General features: G+C 55.9%; 22 protein-coding genes and 1 other annotated feature. Of the genes, 8 read left to right on the top strand and 14 right to left on the bottom strand.

All coding sequences use genetic code 11. From position 1 onward, the window contains the following. Positions 1-60: 60 nt before the first annotated feature. From ACF8PE_RS17700 to ACF8PE_RS17690, 3 genes are read left to right on the top strand one after another with little or no spacing between them, the layout of a single operon-like run. A complete protein-coding gene (locus ACF8PE_RS17700; RefSeq protein ID WP_032616443.1) occupies positions 61-1,134 on the top strand; it encodes an iron ABC transporter permease in 1,074 nt (357 codons plus the stop codon). Beyond that, positions 1,131-1,907, top strand: coding sequence for an ABC transporter ATP-binding protein (locus ACF8PE_RS17695; protein WP_032616441.1), 777 nt, complete (start codon positions 1,131-1,133; stop codon positions 1,905-1,907). The genes ACF8PE_RS17700 and ACF8PE_RS17695 overlap by 4 nt, the downstream gene beginning before the upstream one ends. 18 nt (positions 1,908-1,925) lie before the next feature. Then, positions 1,926-3,062: an ABC transporter substrate-binding protein gene (locus ACF8PE_RS17690; protein ID WP_200142201.1), complete on the top strand. Its 1,137-nt coding sequence runs from the start codon at positions 1,926-1,928 to the stop codon at positions 3,060-3,062. Positions 3,063-3,100: 38 nt separating this feature from the next. Here ACF8PE_RS17690 and ACF8PE_RS17685 read toward each other — a convergent pair whose 3' ends face one another. From ACF8PE_RS17685 to tal, 3 genes are all read right to left on the bottom strand, one after another. After that, positions 3,101-4,390, bottom strand: a complete 1,290-nt coding sequence (locus ACF8PE_RS17685; protein WP_032616439.1) for an MFS transporter — start codon at positions 4,388-4,390, stop codon at positions 3,101-3,103. A 123-nt stretch (positions 4,391-4,513) separates the two neighbouring features. Then, positions 4,514-5,101, bottom strand: coding sequence for a molybdopterin adenylyltransferase (mog, locus tag ACF8PE_RS17680; RefSeq protein ID WP_032616437.1), 588 nt, complete (start codon positions 5,099-5,101; stop codon positions 4,514-4,516). Between the two features lie 110 nt (positions 5,102-5,211). After that, a complete protein-coding gene (tal, locus tag ACF8PE_RS17675; protein ID WP_032616436.1) occupies positions 5,212-6,165 on the bottom strand; it encodes a transaldolase in 954 nt (317 codons plus the stop codon). A gap of 261 nt (positions 6,166-6,426) precedes the next feature. On the opposite strand from tal, the gene ACF8PE_RS17670 reads away from it, so the two are divergent. Next, on the top strand, positions 6,427-7,857 hold the full coding sequence (locus ACF8PE_RS17670) for a sodium:alanine symporter family protein (RefSeq protein ID WP_234548968.1): 1,431 nt from the start codon (positions 6,427-6,429) through the stop codon (positions 7,855-7,857). A gap of 66 nt (positions 7,858-7,923) precedes the next feature. After that, complete coding sequence (gene yaaA / locus ACF8PE_RS17665; RefSeq protein ID WP_032616433.1) at positions 7,924-8,697, top strand: peroxide stress protein YaaA; 774 nt, start codon at positions 7,924-7,926, stop codon at positions 8,695-8,697. 30 nt (positions 8,698-8,727) lie between these two features. On the opposite strand, the gene ACF8PE_RS17660 is transcribed toward yaaA, so the two are convergent. The 7 genes from ACF8PE_RS17660 to yjjY all read right to left on the bottom strand — a co-directional run bounded on the left by ACF8PE_RS17660 (position 8,728) and on the right by yjjY (position 15,540). Continuing rightward, positions 8,728-9,015 carry a DUF2502 domain-containing protein gene (locus ACF8PE_RS17660; protein WP_032616432.1) on the bottom strand — a complete coding sequence of 96 codons (288 nt, stop codon included), beginning with the start codon at positions 9,013-9,015 and terminating at the stop codon, positions 8,728-8,730. 252 nt (positions 9,016-9,267) lie between these two features. Continuing rightward, on the bottom strand, positions 9,268-10,554 hold the full coding sequence (thrC, locus tag ACF8PE_RS17655) for a threonine synthase (protein ID WP_032616431.1): 1,287 nt from the start codon (positions 10,552-10,554) through the stop codon (positions 9,268-9,270). A gap of 3 nt (positions 10,555-10,557) precedes the next feature. Further along, on the bottom strand, positions 10,558-11,487 hold the full coding sequence (gene thrB / locus ACF8PE_RS17650; protein WP_077227122.1) for a homoserine kinase: 930 nt from the start codon (positions 11,485-11,487) through the stop codon (positions 10,558-10,560). Position 11,488: 1 nt separating this feature from the next. Continuing rightward, on the bottom strand, positions 11,489-13,951 hold the full coding sequence (gene thrA, locus ACF8PE_RS17645) for a bifunctional aspartate kinase/homoserine dehydrogenase I (protein WP_392495134.1): 2,463 nt from the start codon (positions 13,949-13,951) through the stop codon (positions 11,489-11,491). A gap of 25 nt (positions 13,952-13,976) precedes the next feature. Continuing rightward, positions 13,977-14,094, bottom strand: a sequence feature (Thr leader region). Further along, positions 14,033-14,101: a thr operon leader peptide gene (gene thrL, locus ACF8PE_RS17640; protein WP_103181027.1), complete on the bottom strand. Its 69-nt coding sequence runs from the start codon at positions 14,099-14,101 to the stop codon at positions 14,033-14,035. It overlaps the preceding feature by 62 nt. Before the next feature lie 212 nt (positions 14,102-14,313). Beyond that, on the bottom strand, positions 14,314-15,000 hold the full coding sequence (locus ACF8PE_RS17635; RefSeq protein WP_032616428.1) for a tRNA/rRNA methyltransferase: 687 nt from the start codon (positions 14,998-15,000) through the stop codon (positions 14,314-14,316). A 399-nt stretch (positions 15,001-15,399) separates the two neighbouring features. After that, positions 15,400-15,540: a protein YjjY gene (gene yjjY, locus ACF8PE_RS17630; RefSeq protein WP_001541509.1), complete on the bottom strand. Its 141-nt coding sequence runs from the start codon at positions 15,538-15,540 to the stop codon at positions 15,400-15,402. Positions 15,541-15,635: 95 nt separating this feature from the next. Here yjjY and arcA point away from each other — a divergent pair, with 95 nt between their 5' ends. After that, entirely contained in the window at positions 15,636-16,352 is a 717-nt protein-coding gene (gene arcA, locus ACF8PE_RS17625) for a two-component system response regulator ArcA (RefSeq protein WP_032616427.1), read from the top strand. Positions 16,353-16,406: 54 nt separating this feature from the next. On the opposite strand, the gene creA is transcribed toward arcA, so the two are convergent. After that, positions 16,407-16,877: a protein CreA gene (gene creA / locus ACF8PE_RS17620; protein WP_032616426.1), complete on the bottom strand. Its 471-nt coding sequence runs from the start codon at positions 16,875-16,877 to the stop codon at positions 16,407-16,409. 213 nt (positions 16,878-17,090) lie between these two features. Here creA and robA point away from each other — a divergent pair, with 213 nt between their 5' ends. After that, positions 17,091-17,960: an MDR efflux pump AcrAB transcriptional activator RobA gene (gene robA / locus ACF8PE_RS17615; RefSeq protein WP_032616425.1), complete on the top strand. Its 870-nt coding sequence runs from the start codon at positions 17,091-17,093 to the stop codon at positions 17,958-17,960. On the opposite strand, the gene gpmB is transcribed toward robA, so the two are convergent. Then, positions 17,957-18,604, bottom strand: a complete 648-nt coding sequence (gpmB, locus tag ACF8PE_RS17610; RefSeq protein ID WP_032616424.1) for a 2,3-diphosphoglycerate-dependent phosphoglycerate mutase GpmB — start codon at positions 18,602-18,604, stop codon at positions 17,957-17,959. The two genes, robA and gpmB, sit on opposite strands and share 4 nt — an antisense overlap. Before the next feature lie 49 nt (positions 18,605-18,653). On the opposite strand from gpmB, the gene yjjX reads away from it, so the two are divergent. Then, positions 18,654-19,169, top strand: coding sequence for an inosine/xanthosine triphosphatase (gene yjjX, locus ACF8PE_RS17605; protein WP_032616510.1), 516 nt, complete (start codon positions 18,654-18,656; stop codon positions 19,167-19,169). 75 nt (positions 19,170-19,244) lie between these two features. On the opposite strand, the gene trpR is transcribed toward yjjX, so the two are convergent. Together trpR and sltY are read right to left on the bottom strand one after the other, a co-directional pair. Then, positions 19,245-19,571, bottom strand: coding sequence for a trp operon repressor (trpR, locus tag ACF8PE_RS17600; protein WP_032616423.1), 327 nt, complete (start codon positions 19,569-19,571; stop codon positions 19,245-19,247). A 56-nt stretch (positions 19,572-19,627) separates the two neighbouring features. Next, positions 19,628-21,565: a murein transglycosylase gene (sltY, locus tag ACF8PE_RS17595; RefSeq protein WP_077227120.1), complete on the bottom strand. Its 1,938-nt coding sequence runs from the start codon at positions 21,563-21,565 to the stop codon at positions 19,628-19,630. Between the last annotated feature and the right edge of the window lie 121 nt (positions 21,566-21,686).

Below are 21,686 nucleotides of genomic sequence, written 5' to 3'. Positions count from 1 at the left end.
GCACCCGAAATGGAACCCAAGGGGATGAAATGATTCTGTTGTGTTGCATAAGGTTAACTGATGAATTCCAGCCTTGCTGCCAGCGATCACACTGGCGAATCCATTATCGCGTCACAATACCGTAAGGTTCTTGTCAGGCGCTTTGCCCTGGCAGGGGCGCTATTCTTCTTTATTATTTGCTCCCTGTTACTCGACTTCACGCTCGGCCCGTCAGGCATTTCCGTTTCCACCCTCTGGCATACCTTAATCAACGCCGCCGCGGCCGACGCCGGGACCCGGGTGATCGTCTGGGAACTGCGGTTACCGTTCGCGCTGATGGCCGTTGCCGTCGGCATGGCACTCGGGCTGGCCGGGGCGGAGATGCAAACCATCCTCAATAATCCGCTCGCCAGCCCGTTTACGTTGGGCGTGTCGTCTGCGGCCTCTTTCGGCGCCGCGCTGGCGATTGTGCTCGGTTTAGGCATTCCCGGCATTGCCGACAAGTGGTTCATTCCGGCAAACGCCTTTGTTTTTGCGCTGCTGGCCTGCTTTATTCTGGATGGCATCAGCCGCTGGACCCGTGTGGCCACCTCCGGCGTGGTGCTGTTTGGTATCGCGCTGGTCTTTACCTTTAACGCGCTGATTTCCATCCTGCAATTTGTGGCCAGCGAAGACACGCTACAGGGGCTGGTCTTCTGGACGATGGGCAGCCTGGCGAGAGCCTCGTGGGATAAGCTGGCGATCCTGGCCGTGGCGCTGCTGATTATCGTGCCGCTGTCGTTGAAAAATGCCTGGAAGCTTACGGCGCTGCGTCTGGGTGAAGATCGTGCCGTCAGTTTTGGCATTAACGTGAAAAAGCTGCGTCTGGCGACGCTGTTACGCATCAGTATTATCTCGGCCCTGACGGTCGCCTTTGTCGGCCCCGTTGGCTTTATCGGCCTGGTGGCCCCGCATATCGCCCGCATGATGTTTGGCGAAGATCACCGGTTTTATCTGCCGGGCAGTATGCTGATTGGCGCGCTGGTGCTGTCGCTGGCCTCGGTATTTTCCAAGAACATCGTTCCCGGCGTCATTATTCCTGTGGGCATTGTCACCTCGCTGGTGGGCGTGCCGTTCTTCCTCAGCATCATTATTCGCAACCGGGGGAACGTATGACCGAAGGCCTGCGCGTCTGCGATCTGCACACCGGCTATCGCAAGAAAAAGATTATCAGTGGGCTGAACACCCCGCTTCTCCCTCGCGGGCAGATCACCGCCCTGCTGGGGCCAAATGGCTCGGGCAAATCCACCCTGCTGCGCGCTCTGGCTGACCTGAACCCCGCTCAAGGGGCATTGCTGCTTAACGGCGAAGATCTGATGACCCTTCCCTCTGCTACGCGGGCGCAAAAAGTGGTTTATCTGCCGCAATCCCTGCCGCAGGGCGTGCATCTGCACACGCTGGAATCGATTATCGTCGCCCGCCGGGCGAGTGGCGGCACTTCGGGTCTGGATGTCGAACACGAAGCCTGGTCCATTCTGGACAAACTGGGTGTTTCCCATCTGGCGATGAGCTTTCTCGATCAGCTCTCCGGCGGGCAAAAACAGCTTATTGGCCTTGCCCAGTCCCTTATCCGCGAACCGGATCTGCTGTTGCTGGATGAACCCCTAAGCGCACTCGATCTTAACTACCAGTTCCATGTGATGGATATCGTTGCCCGCGAAACGCGTCTGCGCAATATCGTCACCGTCGTGGTGATCCACGACATCAACATTGCCCTGCGCCATGCGGATTTTGCACTGATGCTGAAAGGTGGAGAACTGATTGCCAGCGGCCTGCCGGGTGAGGTTGTTACTCCAGCCAACCTGGCAACGGTGTACGGCGTGGATGGCCGGGTTGAATACTGTTCCCGTGGGCTGCCGCATGTGGTGGTCGATGGGTTAACACCATAAGAAAAAGACGGGGAAAACATGACGCTGAAAAAACTCATTGCCGCCGCAGGCGGCCTGGCATTGCTACTTTCACCTTTGCTCGCCCAGGCGCAGAGCTGGCCGGTAACGGTTAAGGATCTGGATAACCGCACGGTCACCGTTGAACACGAACCGCAGCGTATCATCCTGCAGGACGGACGCGACATCTTCGCCCTGGCGCTGCTGGAGCGCGATAACCCGTTCGCTAAAGTGGTGGCGTGGAACAATCTGCCGAAAAAACAGGACACCGAAACCTGGAACGTGCTGAAGCGTAAATGGCCGGAAGCGGAGAAGATCCTCGACATGAAGTTTTCCGACCAGGGCAATGTCGATCTTGAAACGGTAATCTCCCGTCAGCCCGACCTGATGATTGCCCAGCTACGCGCTAAGCCGTCCCTGGTGCAGACCGGCGTACTGGCGAAGCTCGACGCCCTGCATATTCCGGTTATCTTCGTGGATTACGAACTGCACCCGGTGGAGAACACCCTGCCGAGTATTGCCCTGTTAGGTAAGGTGATGGGACAAACCGCGCGTGCGCAGGCCTACATTGATTTCTATCAGCAGCGGCTGGATAGGATCCACCAGCGTCTGGCAACGACCAGTAAAAAACCGCTGGTCTTTATCGAACCTATTGCTGGCGTCGGCGGGCTGGATAATGGCTGCTGCTTTACCCACGCGCGTAACGGCTGGGGTGGACTGGTCGAAGCGGCAGGCGGCACCAACATCGGCTCGCAGCTGCTGCCGGGGGCAACCGGGAATATCGCGGTAGAGAAAATTATCTCGCTGAACCCGGATTATTACCTGATGACCGGCTCCAGACGACCAGGTAAAGGTACGGCGATTATCCCGTTTGGCTACAACGTTCCGGCGGAGGATGTCACCGCCGCGTTCAACGCCCTGCTGTCGCGTCAGGGTGTCAGCAGTATTCCGGCCGTCGCACAAGGCCACACCGGCGCGCTCTATCACCACTTCTATAACAATCCGTACAACATCGTCGCCATTGAGACACTGAGCAAAATTTTCTACCCGACGCTGTTTAACGATGTAGATCCGGTCGCGGATTACCATCGCATTATCAAAGACTTTACTCAGATCCCGGATGACAACATCATCCTGAGCTATACCCCATCGCACTAACGACAAGGCCGGGGGGCTTCGCCTCCCCGGCCAAAGCGTTAACCGGCCAGGACAGGCACTTCTACGGGCTTCTGGCGCAGCCAGAGACCTAATGCCAGCCCCATCAGCGAGAGCGCCAGCACGTACCAGGCAGGAGCCATTGGCGATACGCCCATCAGCAAGGTGACGGCAATCGGCGTCAGCCCACCAAAGATGGCGTAAGAAACGTTATACGAGAAGGAGATACCAGTGAAGCGCACTTCCGGCGGGAAGGCGCGCACCATGACGTACGGCACGGCCCCTACTACGCCAACACACAGCCCGACCATGCCGTACAGCAGGAACAGCTGTTCCGGGTGGCTGCCCACCAGGTGATAGAACGCCCAGCTCGCCCCGGCCAGCAGCAGGCTACCGATGATAAAGGTCAGGCTGGAACCGATACGATCCACCACCAGCCCGGCAATCAGGCAACCAAAGCAGAGCATGATGGTCGCGATACTGTTGGCCTGCAAGGTTACCGCCGGGGCAAAGCCGTATTGTTTTTGCAGCCAGACCGGCGACATCAAAATCACCACCACGATGCCCGCCGACAGCAGCCAGGTGAGCAGCATCGACACCACCACCGCTTTTTTGTGCCGCACTACCACCGCCTTGACCGGCAGCTCCTGCGCCAGCGCCTTGCGCTGCTGCATCTCGAGGAAGATTGGCGTCTCCTGCAACCAGCGACGCAGATACATCGCCACCAGCCCGAAAGCGCCGCCCAGCAGGAACGGAATACGCCAGCCCCAGTCGAGCACCGCCTGTTGGGTCATGCTGGTGTTCACCAACGTCGCCACCACCGAACCGAGCAGAATACCAACCGTCAGCCCTGCGGTAAGCGTCCCGCAGGCAATACCGATCCGCCGGGCCGGAACATGCTCCGCCACAAACACCCAGGCACCGGGCACTTCCCCGCCGATTGCCGCGCCCTGCAAAATGCGCATCAACAACAGCAATACCGGGGCGATAATCCCCATCGAGGCATAGGTAGGCAGCAGGCCGATAGCCAGCGTCGGTACGGCCATCAGCAGGATGCTGAGGGTGAACATCTTTTTGCGTCCCACCAGATCGCCGAAGTGCGCCATGATGATGCCCCCCAGCGGACGAGCCAGATACCCGGCGGCAAAAATGCCAAAAGTCTGAACCTGACGCAGCCATTCGGGGATGTCAGCCGGGAAGAACAACGCCCCGACGACCGCCGCAAAAAAGACGAAAATGATGAAGTCATAAAACTCCAGCGCGCCGCCGAGAGCGGCAAGCGTGAGGGTTTTATAATCCTGACGATTGAGAGGCCGGTTGTAATGTGACATAGCGAACCATTTTGGGCTAAGTTGTTGAGTTATATTTACAGCGATCGTAAAGAAAAAATTACTATACCGTAAATCAATTAGCACGCCACTGCCGTTACAGCTTATGTCACATTATTGTTAATTTCAGGAGATTATTTCACGCCTCGCGCTTTTCGGGCGAAAAGCTGCTACCACCTGCGGGTCCGTTTCAACGTAAGGCCCCTCAAGGAGCTGTACACAATAAGGTACACTTGCAAAGATACCCGCCACGACCACCTTACCGTCAGCCTCTTTCACCCCTTCCAGCGTCTCTTTAATCGACTTAGGTTGGCCCGGTAAATTGAGGATCAGCGCCTGCTTGCGGATCACCCCTACCTGGCGGGAGAGGATCGCCGTTGGCACAAAGTGTAGGCTGATCTGGCGCATCTGTTCGCCAAAGCCCGGCATTTCACGATCGGCAATGGCGAGGGTCGCATCCGGCGTCACGTCGCGACGCGCTGGCCCTGTGCCGCCTGTGGTCAGCACCAGGTGGCAGCTCATTTCATCAACCAGTTCACATAAGGTTTGCTCGATGATGGCCTGTTCATCCGGGATCAGGCGGGTTAGCACTTCAAAGGGGGTGGTCAGGGCAGACGCCAGCCAGGCTTCCAGTGCGGGGATGCCTTTATCTTCATAAACACCGCTGGAGGCGCGATCGGAGACGGAAACTAAGCCAATGCGTAAGGTATTCATATTCATTCCATTCAAACAATACAGATTGAGGGAATGATACACGCAGGCGGGGGATTCAGACAGGGAGCAAGCGAAGTCGCGTGACCGGAAGCCCGGTCACGCGGGAATGATTACAGCAGTTCGCCGATCATTTTTTCCAGTTTTTCCTGGTCGATAGCAAACTTACGGATACCGTCCGCCAGTTTGTCTACGGCCATTGGATCCTGGTTGTGCTGCCACAGGAATTCGGATTCAGTGATACGCTCAGGACGGGCTTTCACCTCGCCGCTGAAGCTCAGCTTACGCTCGATCGCGCCTTCGCTTTCTGCCAGCTCTTTCAGCAGCGCAGGTGCGATGGTCAGACGGTCACAGCCAGCCAGTTCCAGGATTTCGCCAACGTTACGGAAGCTTGCGCCCATCACCACGGTTTCATAGCCGTGCTGTTTGTAGTACTCGTAGATTTCGGTAACGGAAACCACGCCCGGATCTTCAGACGCTGCGTACTCTTTCTTGTCGGTATTGGCTTTGTACCAATCCAGAATACGGCCCACGAACGGAGAGATCAGGAACACGCCCGCTTCTGCACAAGCACGCGCCTGGGCAAAGGAGAACAGCAGGGTCAGGTTACAGTTGATGCCTTCTTTTTCCAGCTGCTCTGCAGCACGGATGCCCTGCCAGGTAGAGGCCAGTTTGATCAGGATACGGTCGTTGCTGATGCCAGCATCGTTGTACAGTTTGATCAGGCGTTTGGCTTTCGCGATAGACGCTTCGGTGTCGTAAGACAGACGCGCATCGACTTCAGTCGAGATACGGCCCGGAACCAGCTTCAGAATTTCCAGACCAATGTTAACAGCCAGTTTATCCGAGGCATCAACAATCTGCTGCTCGCGTGAGCTGCTCTGGGTTTTCGCCCAGGCAACGGCGTCGTCGATCAGTTTGCGGTATTCAGGGATCTGTGCAGCGTTAAGGATCAGAGAAGGGTTCGTTGTGGCATCCTGCGGCTGGTACAACTTCATTGCCGCGATATCTCCGGTGTCAGCGACAACAGTCGTGAACTGACGAAGGGAGGTTAATTTATCCGTCATGATAGTGTTTCTCTTTAACTTGCCCTGGATAATTCGCGTTACCAGCTGAAGGCCAGAAACGGAAAAATGACAGGTTTACTTGTTAGGGGGATGTAACCGGTCTGCCCTGATGATAACACGACGGAAGGTCAGCGCAACCGCAGACAATGCGCTGAAAGATACTGTGATAAACTTGGCAAAACTCCACCCTGCTCATAATCTGTTTGCTCACTCACTGGAAGCGATTACCTATGCACTTTGGCATCAACAAGAGGGACGTTAATGCCTGATTTTCTGTCATTTATTAATGAAATTCTGTGGGGTTCGGTGATGATTTACCTGCTGTTTGCGGCAGGTATCTGGTTCACTTTTCGCTGCGGTTTTATTCAGTTTCGCGCCTTTCGCCAGCTGCACAATAATCTGAAAAATAGCCTAAGCCCTCTGCCGGGAGGCCTAACGTCGTTCCAGGCGCTCTGTACCAGCCTGGCGGCCCGGGTGGGCAGCGGTAACTTAGCCGGGGTCGCGCTGGCGATCTCGGCGGGCGGCCCGGGGGCCATCTTCTGGATGTGGATGACCGCCCTCATCGGCATGGCGACCTCGTTTGCCGAGTGCTCGCTGGCCCAGTTGTATAAAGAAGCGGATAAACAGGGACAATTTCGCGGCGGCCCGGCCTGGTATATGGCCCGCGGCCTGGGCATGCGCTGGATGGGTGTGCTGTTTTCGCTCTTTTTACTCGTCGCCTACGGCCTGATTTTCAATACCGTTCAGGCCCACTCAGTCTCCCACGCGCTGCGTTTCGCCTTCGACTGCCCGGAAATTGTTACCGGCAGCGTGATGGCGCTGTTCACCCTGGGAGTGATCATCACCGGTATAAAAGGCGTTGCCCGGCTGATGCAGTGGATGGTACCGGTGATGGCCCTGCTGTGGGTGAGCGCCAGTCTGCTGGTCTGCGTCTGGCATGCCGACCAGCTGCCCGCCGTCTTTACGCTGATCGTTAAAAGTGCTTTTGGCTGGCACGAAGCCGCCGCGGGTGCGCTGGGCTATACCCTGAGCCAGGCCCTGACGGCCGGTTTTCAGCGCGGTATGTTTTCCAACGAAGCGGGCCTGGGGTCAACGCCGAATGCCGCAGCGGCTGCTGCCTCCTGGCCCCCTCACCCGGCCTCCCAGGGGATCGTGCAGATGATTGGCGTCTTCGTGGATACCATTATTATCTGTACTGCCAGCGCGATGATTGTGCTGCTGGCAGGCCCAGTGGACCTCCCGGCCAATACCACAGGCGTGCAGCTGATGCAGCAGGCGCTGGTCAATCTTACCGGGGACTGGGGTGCCGATTTCGCGGCTTTTATTATCGTGTTGTTCGCCTTTAGCTCCATCGTGATGAACTACATCTACGCTGAAAACAACCTGATCTTTTTGCACGCTGATGCCCACAAATCCCGCTGGCTGTTAAGGGGTGGCGCGGTGCTGATGGTGCTGCTCGGCTCCCTGTTAAGCCTGCCGATGGTCTGGCAACTGGCAGATATTATTATGGCGCTGATGGCGATCACCAACCTGACGGCAATCCTGCTCCTCTCCCCCGTGGTTACCCTGATTGCGCGGGATTATCTGCGTCAGCGAAAACTGGGGGTTCGGCCTGTGTTTGATGTCGCGCGTTACCCCGAGATTGAAGCGCAACTTGCGCCAGGCGCCTGGGATGATTTGCCGCGTCAATAACAGCCATCGATCAATACAGGCGGTTTTTTTGTTAAAGTCGCCCTAAATCTCCTGCAAGGACTGGATATGCTGATTCTGATTTCACCCGCTAAAACGCTCGACTACCAGAGCGCCCTCGCCACCGAGCGTTATACCCAGCCTGAACTGCTGGATCACTCGCAACAGCTGATCCGCGAGGCACGCAAACTTTCGGCACCGCAAATTGCCAGCCTGATGGGGATCAGCGATAAGCTGGCGGATCTTAATGCCACTCGTTTCCACGACTGGCACCCGGACTTCACCCCGGCCAACGCCCGCCAGGCAATTCTGGCCTTCAAAGGTGACGTCTATACCGGCCTGCAGGCAGAAACCTTTAGCGAAGCCGACTTTGATTTTGCCCAGCAGCATTTACGCATGCTCTCCGGTCTGTACGGTGTGCTGCGTCCGCTGGATCTGATGCAACCTTACCGTCTGGAGATGGGGATCCGTCTGGAGAACGCAAAAGGCAAAGATCTGTATCAGTTCTGGGGCGAGACCATCACTGACACCCTGAACGATGCGCTGAAGGCGCAGGGCGACAATATCCTGATTAACCTGGCGTCGGACGAGTACTACAAATCGGTCAAACCGAAAAAGCTGAACGCGGAGATCGTCAAGCCGGTGTTCCTCGATGAGAAGAACGGCAAGTTTAAAGTCATCAGCTTCTACGCCAAAAAAGCGCGCGGGCTGATGAGCCGTTACATCATTGAAAACCGCCTGACGCAGCCAGAGCAGCTGACCGCATTCAACAGCGACGACTATTTCTTTGACGAAGAAGCGTCAGGGAAAGGTGAACTGGTGTTTAAGCGCCACGAGCAGTAATGCAAAACCCCGCCAGCTGGCGGGGTGAGTTTAATGGTGTTTCCAGTCCGGTCCCGGACGGTGATCGTCATGACGATCGTGATGGCGATTATCATGATGCTCGCCATGCGGATGCCAGCGATTGTCACGCCACTCGTAATGAGACTTCCACCAGTCATGGTCGCGCCAGCGGCCGCCATCCCAGTAGTGTCCCTGCCTGTCCTGATCGCCGATGTGCAGTTTAACCGCCGGTAACAGCGTGATTTCAGAGGCCTGAGCCGCCATCGGAGCCACCAGCATCAGCGAAAGTGCGATAAGCACAGGTTTCAGTGTAGACATAGGTTACTCCTTATTGATCTTGCCCGTTATGGGCCGATGTGAGGAGATTACGTGAGGGGCGGGAAGGATGTTATTCTCTGCAATCCTATTCTGTAAGTTACCGCATTTATTGGGAATTTCTGCTTTTTCCCTGCTATTTTTCTCCTTAATTTCTCCATAAAAAAAGCCGGGTGGCGGCTTCGCCTTACCCGGCCTCAAACACGGTACTTGGGTTAGCCGGGTATGCGCAGCGCTACCCGGCAACAAACAGGCTTACCCGCGCGTCATCATCAACTTACGCAGCGCCGCAAAATCAGCCGGGAGGTTGTGCGATAGCAGCGGCAGATCGGCACGCTCGGCCAGCTCTTTCGGCAGCGGCAGCGACTCACCGAGGATCGCGTCCACGCTTTCTTTAAACTTCGCCGGATGGGCCGTGCCGAGGAACAGGCCGTACTCGCCCGGGTTCAGTTGATCGCGCAGGGCGCGATACGCCACCGCCGCGTGCGGCTCGGAGGTGTAGCCCACCTGCTTCAGCTCGCGCATGGTCTCTTTGGTGGTGTCGTCAGTCACCGCAGCATAACCCAGCTCATTGAGACGCCAGATTTTACGGCGGAACAGCTCTTCCACACGCGGCCAGTTGTTAGGCTGGGACACATCCATCGCGTTGGACAGAGTGGCCTGCGTGGTGTTTGGCGTCCACTTGCCCTCTTTCAGGAAACGCGGCACCGTGTCGTTGGCGTTGGTGGCGGCGATAAAGCGTTTCACAGGCAGGCCGAGAGACTTCGCCAGCAGGCCCGCAGTCAGGTCGCCAAAGTTGCCGCTCGGCACTGAGATCACCAGCTGGTTACGCGCTTCCTGCGGCAGCTGAGCGACCGCTTCGAAGTAGTAACAAATCTGCGCCAGCAGGCGGCTGATGTTGATGGAGTTCGCGGAGTTCAGACCCAGCGCGACCTTCAGCTCTTCGTCGTCGAAGGCCTGCTTAACCAGCGCCTGACAGGCATCGAAATCGCCGTCGATGGCGACAGTCTCAATGTTGCCCCCGAGGGTACAGAACAGTTTTTCCTGCAGCGGGCTGATTTTGCCCTGCGGATAGAGGATCACCACGCGCACGTTTTTCAGGCCATAGAAGGCATGCGCAACCGCCGCGCCGGTATCGCCGGACGTCGCGGTCAGAATGGTGACCGGCTTATCGCCGCTGATGTGAGTCAGCATCTGCGCCATAAAGCGGCCGCCGAAGTCTTTAAATGCCAGCGTCGGGCCATGGAATAGCTCCAGGCAACCGACGTCAGGCTCCACCTGGCTTACCGGTGCCGGGAAAGCAAAGGCAGCGCGGACGCGCTCTTCCAGCAGTTCCTGCGGGATCTCATCCCCGATAAAGGCAGAGAGAATTTTGGTGCTACGGGTGACGAAATCCTGTTTCAGCATCTCGTCGATTTCGGTCAGACCAAATTCTGGCAGGTCGTGCGGGAAGAACAGCCCCTGGTTTTTGCCGAGGCCCTGTGTGACGGCCTGTGCAAAGCTCACCTGCTCGTTATGATCTTTAAGATTGTAGAGTTTCATCGTTTATCCCAGTACTCGTGCGCCGGCCGTATCCAGACGGCAAATATGAACAAAGCCTTCCTGATTTTGCAGGTAATTTTTTCCCAGCCACTCAGCGACCCGCTGTGCCGTATCCGGCTTGTCGCACAGGGCAAACAGCGTCGGACCCGAACCGGAAATGCCGCAGGCCAGGGCGCCGATATCCAGCGCCGCACTGCGCGCTTCGTTGAAGCCCGGCAGCAGTTTGGTGCGGTATGGTTCGGCAATAACATCTTTCATCAGTTTTGCAGCCAGAGCTGGCTGGCGGGTGTAACAGGCGTGAATAAAGCCCGCCAGATGACGACCGTGTGCAATGCAGTCCTGACGACGGTACTGCGCTGGCAGAATGGCGCGCGCTTCCGCGGTGGACACTTTGATGCCCGGATAGGCCAGCACCCACAACCACTCGTCAAAGCCTGGCACCTGCTGGCTAATGATGCCGTTCTCTTCGATCATCAGCTGCATGCCGCCCAGGAAACAGGGGGCGACGTTATCGTAATGAATACTGCCGGAGATGCGCCCTTCCAGCTCACCCATCAGGGCCAGCAGGCGGGTATTATTCAGCGGCTTGCCGCAGTGTTCGTTCATCGCTACCAGCGCGGCCACGACCGAACAGGCGCTCGATCCCAGCCCGGAGCCGATCGGCATACTCTTTTCCAGGGTCATTGCGACCGGCACGTTTTTACCGATCTCCTGACAGAAACGCTCCCAGCACTGATAAACGATATTCTCACGCGGATCGGTCGGCAGCTTGCTGGCGAAACGCCCGACGTTGCTCAGGCTAAAACTGTCTGCGGCCTCTACCGTGACCGTATCCCCCAGCGATGAACCATCCACCGGCGTCACCGCCGCACCCAGCACATCAAACCCGACGCTCATATTGGCGCTGGAAGCCGGGGCATAAACTTTGACCATGTTAAACTCCTAACTTCCATGACAGGGTACGCAGCAGATCAGCAAAGACGCCCGCCGCCGTCACATCGTTTCCTGCGCCATAGCCGCGAAGGACCAACGGCAGTGGCTGATAATAGTGGCTGTAAAACGCGAGGGCGTTTTCGCCATTTTTCACTTTGTACAGCGGATCGTTACCGTCTACTGCCGCCATCTTCACCCGGCAAACGCCGTCTTCTTCGATGTTGCCAACATAGCGCAATACTTTCCCTTCATCACGGGCTTTTGCAACGCGCGCGGCGAAGGCATCGTCCAGCTGCGGCAGCCTGGACATAAAGGTCGCCACATCGCCGGAGTCATCAAAACTTTCCGGCAGAACCGGTTCGATCACGATATCCGACAACTCCAGCTCACGTCCCGTTTCACGGGCAAGGATCAGCAGCTTGCGCGCTACGTCGGTGCCCGAAAGGTCATCACGCGGATCTGGCTCGGTGTAGCCCAGTTCGCGCGCCACTTTGGTCGCTTCCGACAGGCTCATGCCTTCGTCGAGTTTGCCGAAGATAAAGGAGAGCGAGCCGGACAGGATCCCGGAGAAACGCTGTAGTTCATCACCGGCATTGAGCAGGTTTTGCAGGTTTTCGATAACCGGCAGCCCTGCGCCAACGTTGGTGTCGTAGAGGAACTTACGGCGAGATTTCGCCGCTGCGTGGCGCATCTGATGGTAGTAATCCATCGACGATGTGTTGGCCTTTTTATTCGGCGTCACCACGTGGAAGCCTTCGCGCAGGAAGTCTGCGTACTGATCGGCCACCGCCTGGTGCGAAGTACAGTCAACAATCACCGGGTTCAACAGATGGTACTCTTTCACCAGACGGATCAGGCGGCCCAGATTAAACGGCTCTTTTGCTTCTGCCAGCTCTGACTGCCAGTTCTCCAGGTTCAGCCCGTGGACGTTGGTCAGCAGCGCTTTGGAGTTTGCGATGCCGCAGACACGCAGATCGATATGCTTTTTCTTGAGCCACTCCTGTTGACGCTTAAGCTGCTCCAGTAATGCACCACCCACACCGCCCACGCCAATCAGGAACACTTCAATCACCTGATCGGTATTGAACAGCATCTGATGGGTCACGCGCACGCCAGTAGTGGCATCGTCGTTATTCACCACCACGGAGATGGAACGCTCGGAAGACCCCTGGGCAATGGCAACAATATTGATGTTTGCCCGCGCCAGCGCGGCAAAGAATTTCGCGGAGATACCGCGCAGGGTGCGCATGCCATCACCGACGACAGAGATAATCGCCAGATGCTCCTGGATGGCCATCGGCTCCAGCAACTCTTCTTTCAGCTCGAGGTAGAACTCCTCCTCCAGCGCCCGGCGGGCGCGCAGGCAGTCCACCTGCGGTACGCAGAAGCTGATGCTGTATTCGGAAGAGGACTGGGTGATCAGCACCACGGAAATGCCGTTGCGCGACATGGCCGCGAACACGCGTGCCGCCATGCCCACCATGCCTTTCATCCCCGGACCAGAGACGTTGAACATCGCCATGTTGTTGAGGTTAGAGATACCTTTAACCGGCAGGCCATCGTCGTCGTTGCTGGCCCCAATCAGCGTGCCTGGCGCCTGTGGATTGCCGGTGTTTTTAATCAGGCATGGGATCTGGAACTGGGCGATAGGGGCAATGGTACGCGGGTGAAGCACTTTGGCGCCGAAGTAGGAAAGCTCCATCGCCTCCTGATACGACATCGACTTCAGCAGGCGGGCATCCGGCACCTGACGCGGGTCACAGGTATACACACCGTCCACGTCAGTCCAGATCTCGCAACAGTCGGCACGCAAACAGGCGGCCAGTACGGCGGCAGAGTAGTCAGAGCCGTTACGGCCCAGCACCACCAGCTCCCCTTTTTCATTCCCGGCGGTGAAACCCGCCATCAGGATCATATGATCAGCAGGGATTTTGCTTGCGGCAATGCGGCGGGTAGATTCGGCAATATCTACGGTGGATTCGAGGTAATGACCAACAGCGAGCAGTTTTTCGACAGGATCGATCACCGTGACGTTATGGCCACGAGCTTCCAGCAGACCCGCCATAATGGCGATAGAGAGTTTTTCACCGCGGCAGATCAGTGCCGCGTTAATGCTGTCCGGGCACTGCCCCAACAGACTGATACCATGCAAAACGTGTTTAATCTGGGCAAATTCTTGCTCAACAAAAGCCTTCAACTGAGCATGCGGAAAGCCGGGTTGGGCGTCCGCCAGGCCCTGCAGCAGGTTAGAGAAGATCTGCTCTGCGTCGCTGATGTTCACCAGTGCATCCTGCCCCCCGATGGTTTTTTCAATCATTGCCACCAGATGGTTGGTAATTTTAGCCGGGGCAGAGAGTACCGTCGCCACCTGCCCCTGCCTGGCATTGCTCTCCAGGATGTCGGCAACACGCAGAAATCGTTCTGCATTTGCCACTGATGTACCGCCGAACTTCAACACTCGCATGGTTGTTACCTCGTGATCTTTAGCCGAAAAAAAAGCCCGCACTGTTCAGGTGCGGGCTTTTTTCTTTCTTTCCTGTACGCGTCAGCCCGCACCGTTACCTGTGGTAATGATGATGGTTGTGGTAATGGTGGTGATGCTGATGCGTTTCATGGATGTTGTGTACTCTGTCATTATTATCTGTCTGTGCTGTCTACCTCTATTGGTTAAAGCATACGTGCCGCTAAGTCAACGAATTTCTCATTTAAGCGGCTTTCCCGGCCCTGTGACGTCTTGCTGCCTGAGATTTTATTTCTTCTCGGATCGGGCCGTATGCAACCTCTATTCTGGAATATTTAACCATAATAAAAATTTATGACAGACGTTTACTCTGCCAGCTTTTTTTCGATATCGTGCAGTAATCGGTGCAACATCGCCGTGTCTCGCTGAGCTAACAGACCCAGCCGCTGCTGTAGCCACTCCGCCATTTTTTGATCGTCAGCAACATTCAACGCGGTCAGCAGACGATCGGTGCGCGCACGTAAAGCGGCAAGCTGGTTTTCATCAACTTCCGCCACCGGGGCAGCCGGCATTTGCATCAGAGAGGCTAATTGATAGCAATACACCATGACTGCCTGGCCTAAATTCAGCGACGGGTAATCCGCCACCATCGGCACGCCGGTCAACACATCTGCCAGGGCGAGTTCATCGTTAGTCAGGCCGGAATCTTCGCGGCCAAATACCAGCGCCATCTTCGGCAACCACTGACTTTTCTCAGCCATTAGCGGCACCAGTTCCGCTGGCGTGGCGTAGTAATGGAATTTCGAACGACCGCGTGCAGTGGTCGCGACCGTAAAAGAAATGTCGTGCAGCGCGTCCGCGAGCGTTTCGTAAGTGGTTAAATTATCGAGAATATCTCCCGATCCATGGGCCACACGCCGCGCCGCCGGATCGTTATGTGCGTCACTGGCAACGATACGTAAATCAGTAAACCCCATGGTCTTCATGGCACGTGCGGCGGCACCGATGTTTTCTGCTCTTGCGGGGGATACCAGTACAATTGACAAATGCATTTATGCTCTCTTTTTAGGCAGTTAGCCGCAAATAATGTGATGGACATCATCATATTACGCGGCGCGAATTTACAAAATTGCAACACAAATCACCGAAATCGTGTTTCAGTACAAATTAAAATTACTAAACTATTTCATGCATGAACTTTACGCGATAATGTTAAAGAATAGCACTTATCCCTATGTTTAATAATGATAATGCTTTCTTGTGTTGGTTATTGACATTGGATTCACCCTGTTTATTAATCAATGAACGCAACTGGTTGGTTTATTGAAAAAATGTGACAAAAGCTAGCAATCCGCTACGATGATTTCATCAAACTGTTAACGTGCTACAATTGAATTTGATATATGTCAACGAAGCGTAGTTTTATTGGGTGTCCGGTGCCTCTTAACCTGTTATGTTGCTGTTAAAATGGTTAGGATGACAGCCGTTTTTGACACTGTCGGGTCCAGAGGGAAAGTACCCACGACCAAGCTAATGATGTTGTTGACGTTGATGGAAAGTGCATCAAGAACGCAATTACGTACTTTAGTCACGTTACGCCGGTCATGTTAATTTATGGCATGTATCAGGCAGGTCAGGGACTTTTGTACTTCCTGTTTCGATTTAGTTGGCAATTTAGGTAGCAAACATGCAGACCCCGCACATTCTTATCGTTGAAGACGAGTTGGTAACACGCAACACGTTAAAGAGCATTTTCGAAGCAGAAGGCTACGATGTCTTTGAAGCGACCGATGGCGCAGAGATGCATCAGATCCTTTCTGAAAATGATATCAACCTGGTCATCATGGACATTAACCTGCCGGGTAAAAACGGCCTTCTGCTGGCGCGCGAGCTGCGTGAGCAGGCGAACGTTGCGTTAATGTTCCTGACTGGCCGCGACAATGAAGTTGATAAAATTCTTGGCCTGGAAATCGGTGCGGATGACTATATCACCAAACCGTTTAACCCACGCGAGTTAACCATTCGTGCACGCAATCTGCTGTCCCGTACCATGAACCTGGGCACCGTCAGCGAAGAGCGTCGTAGCGTAGATAGCTACAAATTCAACGGCTGGGAACTTGATATTAATAGCCGTTCACTGGTAAGCCCCCAGGGCGACCAGTACAAACTGCCGCGCAGTGAATTCCGCGCCATGCTGCACTTCTGCGAAAACCCGGGCAAGATCCAGTCCCGTGCAGAACTGCTGAAAAAAATGACCGGCCGTGAGCTGAAGCCGCACGACCGTACCGTTGACGTAACCATCCGTCGTATTCGTAAACACTTCGAATCCACACCGGACACCCCAGAAATCATCGCCACCATCCACGGTGAAGGCTATCGTTTCTGCGGCGACCTGCAGGAGTAATCCTCACGTCAGCAATTAAAAACGGCGCATTTGCGCCGTTTTTTTTATGCCTTTTTAATGCCACGGCATAATCGGTACGGCGCTGAGCGCATTCTTTGGCGACCCTTCCACCACCTTATCCGAGTAGGCCAGGTATGCCAGCGCGTTACGCTTCGCATCATAGAAACGCACGACCTGAAGTTTTTTGAACACCAGCGAGGTGCGCTTCTGGAACACGACTTCGCCCTGCGACTTGCCGTTTTTGATCTTATCGCTCAATTCAACCGGCCCCACCTGCTGGCAGGAAATGGCCGCATCGGAGGTGTCTTCCGCCAGCCCCAGCCCGCCTTTAATCCCGCCGGTTTTCGCCCGGCTGATATAGCAGGTCACGTTTTTCACATCGGGATCGTCAAAAGCTTCAACAACGATTTTATGGTCTGGCCCGAAAACCTTAAATACGGTATCAACGGAACCAATTTCTTCTGCCTGCGCCGCATTACCGGCTAAAAACAGCAGCGTTGTGAGGATCAATGTCTTGTATTTCATATTGTTACCATATTTAAATATTACACTGAGTCATTATTCAACAATCATGTGAAAAGCGTAGCAAGATCACAGGATTAGAATATATTCCGGCGCAATGCCGGGCAAAGCGCATTTAAGCGCAACAAAAACACTGAATGCTAAAACATCAAAAAATGCTATTATCCGCTAACCTGTTTAGCAGGGTCTCTGCTGTATTAAGGATGAGGATAGTATATGGATCAGGCTGGAATTATTCGCGATCTTCTTACCTGGCTGGAAGGCCATCTGGACCAGCCTTTGTCACTCGACAACGTGGCGGCAAAAGCGGGATATTCTAAGTGGCATTTACAACGGATGTTCAAGGATGTCACCGGTCATGCCATCGGCGCCTATATCCGCGCGCGTCGTCTTTCCAAATCCGCTGTGGCGCTTCGCCTGACTGCGCGTCCGATTCTGGATATCGCATTACAGTATCGCTTTGATTCGCAGCAGACCTTTACCCGTGCGTTTAAAAAACAGTTCTCATTGACCCCTGCGCTCTATCGCCGCTCGCCAGACTGGAGTTCGTTCGGGATGCGCCCGCCCCTGCGTCTGGGCGAATTCGAGATGCCGAAGCACGAGATGGTTACCCTGCCGGAGACACATCTGGTCGGCACCACCCAAAGTTACTCCTGCTCGCTGGAGCAGATCTCCGAATTCCGTCACCAGATGCGTGTCCAGTTCTGGCGTGATTTCCTCAGCCACGCACCGGCTATTCCGCCGTTGCTGTATGGCCTGAACGAGACGCGTCCAAGTCTGGAAAAAGATGACGAGCAGGAGGTCTTCTACACCACGGCATTAACGCCTGAGATGGCCAACGGCTATATCCAGGGTTCGAAGCCGGTGGTGGTCGAAGGCGGCGAATACGTGATGTTCACCTATGAAGGGCTGGGCACCGGGGTACAGGATTTTATCATGACGGTATACGGTACCTGCATGCCGATGCTGAACCTGAACCGCAGAAAGGGGCAGGATATTGAGCGTTACTATCCGTCAACGGATGTTAAACCGGACGAACGCCCAATTGATTTGCGCTGCGAATACCTGATTCCCGTACGCCGTTAACGCTGTAGCTCATCTAATGCAGGGGCATCGAGATGCGAAATGTCCCCTGCCATCTCCACAATCCAGCCTGATGCCAGCCACGGACTCTGCTGATAATCAATGCGGGAAAGCGAGCAGTTGCGCAGACGCAGGCGACGCTCAGCCCATGCTGGCAGACCGAGGATGGTACTGACCAGGCAACCTAACGCCATACCGTGACTCACCAGCAGCGGTCGACTCCCCTCAGGCAGATCCAGACAGGCCGCCAGCGCCGCGTGCATACGCTCGCTCAACTCCAGCATGGATTCGCCTTCCGGGATACGGCCCGCTTCGGTGCCATTAACCAGCGTGCGACGCCATGCTTCTTCTTCTTCGGTCAGGGTATCGATAAGACGCTTTTCCAGCACTCCCATATCCAGCTCGCGCAGGCGGGCGTCCACAGTGACATCGCAGCCGCAGGCCTGGGCGATAATCTCTGCTGTGCGTCGCGTACGACCTAAATCGCTGGCGATGATATGGGTGATGCCCAGCGTTCTGGCGCGTTCGCCAACCTGACGGGCCTGTTCCTCGCCCTTGGCAGTAAGTGGACTGTCTGACTGGCCTTGAATACGTCGCTCGGCGTTCCACTGCGTTTCACCGTGGCGAACAAGGTATACCTGTAACATACTTTTTTTCCGTTATACTGCGATGATATTTTTAGAGTTAGGCTTAATTATGCACCAGGTTATCTCTGCTACCACTAATCCTGCCAAAATTCAGGCAATTCTAAGGGCATTTGACGAGATTTACGGCGAAGGATCCTGCCACATTGAGTCCGTCAACGTCGAGAGCGGCGTCCCGGAACAGCCATTCGGCAGCGAAGAAACACGGGCTGGCGCCCGAAACCGCGTGGCTAACGCCCGTGCAGCCCGTCCTGACGCGGATTTTTGGGTGGCGATTGAAGCGGGAATTGACGAAGGCGCGACCTTTAGCTGGGTGGTTATCGAGAGCCGCGAACAGCGCGGCGAAGCGCGTTCTGCCACCCTGCCACTGCCGGAGGTCATTCTGGATAAAGTGCGCGAAGGCGAAGCCCTCGGCCCGGTGATGTCACACTACACGGGCATTGATGAGATTGGCCGTAAAGAGGGGGCGATTGGGGTCTTTACCGCCGGGGCGCTGACGCGTTCAAGCGTTTACCACCAGGCGGTGATTCTGGCGTTAAGTCCGTTTCATAACGCCATTTACCGCTAATTGCCGGATGGCGGCTTCACCTTATCCGGCCTGGGGTAAACACTGTCAGTTGCAGGCCTGATAAGCGCAGCGCCATCAGGCGTTTTTCAACAGGATATTTTCAAGCCACTGGCGCAGTTCAACCGGCGCTGATTTCAGGCTGTTCGATCCGCGAGTGATGGTGGCGATCCCCGCCCCCAGCTCGCTTTTCAGCTCGCGCTGGCTCATCTCGCCGCGCAGCAACTCCTCGATAATCCGCACCCGCGTGCCCAGCGCCTCGCGCTCGTCGGGCGTGAGCATCAGCTGCAGCAGCGGCAAATGCAGATCCTGTTCATAAGACTGGCGAAGCAGCTCCACAAAACGAAGCCACTCCTGATGACGTTGTTCGGCCATAGCCGATGAATAAGGGGAATGCTGGGTCATGTTATGCCGCCTGTCGTACTCTTAAACGAGTACAAGCATAACATAACCCACACCGATCAGTAACGTCGCTGCCACTCACTGTCGCTCATCAGGGCATCTTTCTCTCCCATGAAATAGCGATAGTAAGCATCATACGCCAGCACGTTCTTCACATAGCCGCGTGTTTCCGAGAACGGAATGCTCTCAACAAAGGCCACGGCATCAATGCGTCCGGCGCTGTTGCCAAGCCAGGTACGCACGCGACCCGGGCCAGCGTTGTAGGCCGCCGAAGCGAAGATACGGTTGTCCCCGAACTGGTTGTAGACACTCTGCAGATAGGTGGTGCCGATGTTGATGTTGGTCTCGGGATCCAGAAGCTGCGACGGACTGCTGTAGCCTGGAATATTAAACTTCTTCACCGTATGAGCGGCCGTGGCAGGCATCACCTGCATCAGACCGCTGGCCCCCACCGGCGAGCGCACTTTCGGGTTCCAGGCGCTCTCCTGACGGGCAATCGCCATCGCGTAGCTCTGCGGAATGTCTTTCCCGCTGGTGTAGCGTTCAAACAGATCCTTATAGGCCAGCGGGAAACGCTCTTCAAGATGATCCCACAGCTTGCCGGCGATCGTCGCCTGCACGCTCAGATCCCACCAGCGGTTATCGAAGGCGTAGCGCGCCAGCTGCGCTTTCTCTTCCACGGTACGGCTGGTCACCAGATTCGCCCATTCACTGCGGGCGGTGTTATCCAGATTCCAGTACATCAACTCACGCACCCGGGCCATCTCCGGCCCATTCACCAGCGCCGCGTTGACGCCAGTCGGCGCTTTATCAATCTTGAGATTGTACTCTTCGCCCAGCCGCTGGGCCGCGGCCATCGGATAGAATCCGCGCTGCTGCATCAGGGTATGCAGAATGGTTTTCGCTTCGTCATCGCGGCCTCGCTCCAGCAGGAGATCGGCCTGCCAGTAGCGCCATTCATCCTTCTCTTTGGCCTCCATCGGCAGACGCGCCAGCCAGGTGTTCAGGCCGCGGCGATCGCCGTTGCCCAGCGCCATACGCACGCGGCGCTCTACCAGCGAGGTAGACTGCGAGCGCATAATCGCGTCGTCGCGCCAGCGGGCCTGTTCGTCGGTGAGGTCATTGCCCATCAGTCGCCACGCCACGATATCGCGCAACTCCTGAGTCTGATCGTCATTCAACTGCTGTGCCTGGGCAAGAGAGGGGATCATCAACCGCGCGTTTTCCACGTCATCCCGTGCCACGCTGGTAAAGGCCACCGCCGCCATTTGACGCGTAAAATCGGTAGCGCCGGTATTGCGGGCAAAGTCCATCACCGTCTTCGGATCGTTTGCCAGCTGGATCAGGGCGCTGGAGATGGTCTGGTACTCCGGCGGCATCTGCCCGGCGAGGGTGGTCACCAGACGGGTGTTACCCGCTTTCATCGCCAGACGGATGCGCTCAAGATAGGCCAGCGGATCCTGCTTGCCGGACGCGCGCCAGGCGCCAAACAGCGAGTCGCAGGCGTTCGGCTGGCTTTTCCCGGTGAGCCACAAGGCTTTGGCACCGTCCCAGGCTTCCTCTTGCTGACCGGTCGCCCACTTCGCGTAGTAGTAGTTACACTGCGCTTCGGTGGTGCCAGGCTTCTCCGGGCTAAAGGCCAGCAGGCCGCGCCAGTCTTCGCGACGCGCCAGTTCGTTCACAAAACGCGACTGCAACGTGCGCGCAGGCGGCAACGTCGGGTTGGCCTGAATAAAGTTTTTGACGGTGATCGTCGGTTGGTTCATCAGATCGTCAGTCAGCTGACGGTATTCCAGATAAGGATACAGCGGATAGTTTTTAAGCGTCGGCATCAGGGCCTGCACCGTCTCCATCTGTCGCTGATCCCACGCCTGTTTGATCTGGGCATAACGGTTACGTTGTTCATCCAGTGAATCGGCTCGCGCTGCGCTGCTGATGGTCAGCACACATACGCTGGCAGCCAGTACTCGCCAGGCCACCTGTTTGGCTTTTACCACACGCTCGTCCTCTGTTAATCGTCGTTAAATGCAGCGTCTTGCCGCGCAAAAGCGTCTTTAACTTATGCTAACCAGGCATCGCTTAACGCGCCACGTCATGGACACATTTTTACCTTTCTTG

The organism is Leclercia sp. GLN_9 (genome assembly GCF_043105735.1).
Lineage (GTDB): Bacteria > Pseudomonadota > Gammaproteobacteria > Enterobacterales > Enterobacteriaceae > Enterobacter > Enterobacter adecarboxylatus.
Note: the sequence above shows the minus strand (reverse complement) of the source record. Positions and strands in the feature narration are given on the sequence as shown.